This window comes from Kitasatospora sp. MY 5-36 (assembly GCF_001182915.1).
In the GTDB taxonomy this organism is placed as follows: Bacteria; Actinomycetota; Actinomycetes; order Streptomycetales; family Streptomycetaceae; genus Kitasatospora.
In genome coordinates this window covers 1-3,125 of record NZ_LFVW01000941.1, presented here as the reverse complement: position 1 = coordinate 3,125, position 3,125 = coordinate 1, and the positions used below count along the sequence as shown (strand labels likewise).

Annotated in this window: 3 protein-coding genes; 2 read left to right on the top strand and 1 reads right to left on the bottom strand. The window is 77.4% G+C overall.

Going from position 1 to position 3,125, the window contains the following annotated elements; translation table 11 throughout:
- Positions 1 to 311 precede the first annotated feature (311 nt).
- Positions 312 to 1,160: an arylamine N-acetyltransferase gene (locus AE652_RS38570; RefSeq protein ID WP_082346250.1), complete on the top strand. Its 849-nt coding sequence runs from the start codon at positions 312 to 314 to the stop codon at positions 1,158 to 1,160.
- Between the two features lie 156 nt (positions 1,161 to 1,316).
- Positions 1,317 to 2,327, top strand: a complete 1,011-nt coding sequence (locus tag AE652_RS38565; protein WP_049660096.1) for an LD-carboxypeptidase — start codon at positions 1,317 to 1,319, stop codon at positions 2,325 to 2,327.
- A gap of 29 nt (positions 2,328 to 2,356) precedes the next feature.
- Here the strand turns inward: AE652_RS38565 and AE652_RS38560 are convergent, their stop codons facing one another.
- Entirely contained in the window at positions 2,357 to 2,776 is a 420-nt protein-coding gene (locus AE652_RS38560) for a helix-turn-helix domain-containing protein (RefSeq protein ID WP_049660094.1), read from the bottom strand.
- Between the last annotated feature and the right edge of the window lie 349 nt (positions 2,777 to 3,125).

Here is a 3,125-nt window from a genome sequence, read left to right as displayed (position 1 = left end):
CAGGGCGCCCCGCCGGGCCCGCCGCCCCGCGCCGCCCGTGTCCGCGCCGCCCATGTCCGCGCCGTTCGCGCTCGCGCCGTTCGCCCCGGTGGCCGTGCCCCTCGCCGTGCTCGTCGTCATCGCGGTGTCCTCCGTACGTCCTGCGGTCGGTGTGGGCACGACTCTGCCGGGCGCCCGTCAGCCGTTCGGCAGAGTGACGGCAAAGGCGTGTAAGAACCCCGGGCGCGTACGGACCCGGGCGTGCGGGAACCCGGGGGCGTAGGACCAAAAGCCGATGGCCCCGCGCCCGGCCTCCCGGGTGGAATGGCCCGATGGATCACGCGCCACGACCCGAGCCGTCGCACCCCGAGCAGTCGCACACCGGCCCCGCCCACGGCCTCACCGCCGCCCAGCGGGACGCCTACCTCGACCGCATCGGCCTGCCCGACCCCGGCGCCCCCTCCCCGCACGCGCTCGCCCGGCTCCAGCTCGCGCACCTGCGCACCGTCCCGTTCGAGAACCTGGACATCCACCTCGGCGAGAGCATCGTCCTCGACCCCGCCGCCCTGCTGGCCAAGGTCGTCACCCGCCGCCGCGGCGGCTTCTGCTACGAACTCAACGGCGCCTTCGCGCAGTTGCTCACCTCGCTCGGCTACCGGGTCGGCCTGCTCGCCGCCCGCGTCTTCGACGGCGAACGGCTCGGCCCGCCCTTCGACCACCTCGCCCTGCGGGTGGACCTCGACGAACCGTGGCTGGCCGACGTCGGCTTCGGCCGCTTCAGCCACCACCCGCTGCGCCTCGACGAGCGCGGCGAACAGGCCGACGCCGAGGGCGCGTTCACCCTCACCCCGACCGGCACGGACGGCGACCTGGACGTCCTACGGGACGGCACGCCCCAGTACCGCCTGGGCGCGCGCCCGTACGAACTCGCCGACTTCGCCCCGACCTGCCGGTGGCAGACCACCTCACCGGACTCCCACTTCACCCGCTCCACGACCTGCACACTGCTCACCGCGGACGGCGGCCGGGCGACCCTCAGCGGCAACCGCCTCATCACCACCACCCCGGCCGGCGAACGCACCGAACGGACCCTCACCGACGACGAGGCCCTCGCCGCCTACCGCACCCGCTTCGGCATCACCCTGGACCGCCTGCCGAGCCTGCCGGCCCTCCCCGGCTGAGCGCCCGGCGACCGCCCGCCCGGGCGAAAACCGGTTGCCGCCGCGCAGGCCGACGGCGAGACTGCGGTCCGACCCGCCCGGCCGGTGCGGCCGCCGGGGGTGTCCCGCCCGTCCGGCCCGGCCGGATCCGCCCACCTGTGAAACCGGGGTCGCCCCATGCCCACCGCGCCGACCGCCCTGCTCCGCCCGCGTGCCCTGCGCCCCGGTGACCTGGTGGCGGTGGCCGCGCCGTCCGGTCCGCTGGACGAGGCGGACCGGCCCCTCCTGGACCGCGGCACGGCCGTGCTGGAGGAACTCGGCTTCCGGGTACGGGTGTGCCCGTCGGTCGCCGAGGGGCGCCGGCACTGGTGGGCCGCGGGCCGTCCCGCCGAGCAGGCGGCGGAGTTCAACGCGCTGCTGCGCGACCCCGAGGTGCGGGCGATCGTCGCGCACACCGGCGGGCAGGCGGTGACGGGCTGGCTGGACCAGCTGGACCTGGACGCCGTACGCGCCGACCCGAAGCCGGTGCTGGGCTGCAGCGACGTCTCCCAGCTGCTGCTGGCCCTGCACGCCCGCACCGGACTGGTCGGCGTGCACGCCGACATGGCCACCTACGGCCTCGGCGAGTGGAGCGGGCGCTTCGCGGACGGGCCCGAGGAGGACGGCGCGCACCGGGCGCTGCGCGAGGCGTACCTGAGGGTGCTCACCGTGCCGGCCCCGCCCGGGCCGCTGCCGGCGCTCTCCCCGTGGCAGTGCTGGCGCGCCGGCCGCGCCCGGGGCCCGCTGGTCGGCGGCCTGCTCAACCGGCTCGTCGCCCTCCAGGCCACCCCGTACGCCGTCCCCGCGCCGTGCTTCGACGGCGCGGTGCTCTTCTGGGAGGAGGTGGACCGGCCGCTGTCCGCGGTCTGGAAGGACCTGCACGTGCTGCGGCTGTCCGGCGTCCTGGACCGGATCGCGGCGATGGTGGTCGGCACCCCGCACCGGGTCGGCTCCGACGGGCCCGCAGGCGTGGGAGAGCCGTCGCTGCGCGAGGTGGTCCTGGACGTGCTCGGCGACCGCCCGCTGCCCGTCCTCGCCGGCGTGGACTTCGGCCACGCCGGCCCCAACCTCCCGCTGCCCCTCGGCGTGCGGGCCGAGGCCGACGCCACCGCCCGCACCCTCACCCTGCTCACCCCGGCGGTCTCCTGACCCCCCGCCGGGGCCGGCCGCCGCAGCGGTCAGGCGACGAGGCAGAGCCCGTCGTACCGGCCCGTGGACGGGGCACGGCCCCGGCCCGTGCGGCTCGGGACGGCGGCGTAGCGGGCCAGCTCGTCCTGGGCGAGCGAGAGCAGGTCGCCGAGGCCGAGGCCCAGCGCCCGGGCGGCGGCCGCGAGCACCTCGGAGGAGGCCTCCTTGCGCCCACGCTCCAGCTCCGACAGGTACGGCATCGAGATCCGGGCCGCCTCCGCGACGTCCTTCAACGTGCGCTCCTGGGCGAGCCGTTCGCGCCGCAGCACGTCGCCGACGACGTCGCGCCACAGCGGCTCCCGCCGTACGGGCGCCGGGTGCGGGGGACGGGACGGCCCGCCGGACGCGGGCGGCTGCGCCTGCGGGCGCAGGGGGATGACGCGGGCTTCGTTCGGCGCATGGGTGCTCACCCCTTCACCCTAGGGATCCGGCGCCCCGGGGGAAGAGCACGGAGTTCCGCCCTGGGTGAAGCCCGCGCGCCGGCCGCGGCCCCTCAGGGCCGGGGCGTCCGGCCGGGAGGCCGCCGCCGGGCCGGACCACGGCGTCGGGCGGTTGCCGGGCACCTGTATCTTGATCACTCGCCGGCCCGGCCGGCGTCCCGTCCCAGGGGGTGACGCGTGGGGCCGGGCCGCTGCCGTCGGGGAGCCGGGCAGGAGGCCCCCGACCCGGGGCCGAGCAGCGGCCCGCCCGACATCCCACCGTTCCCGAAGGATTCCGCATGACCGTTCCCGTCCCGCCCGACAGCAGCCCGCGGCCTGC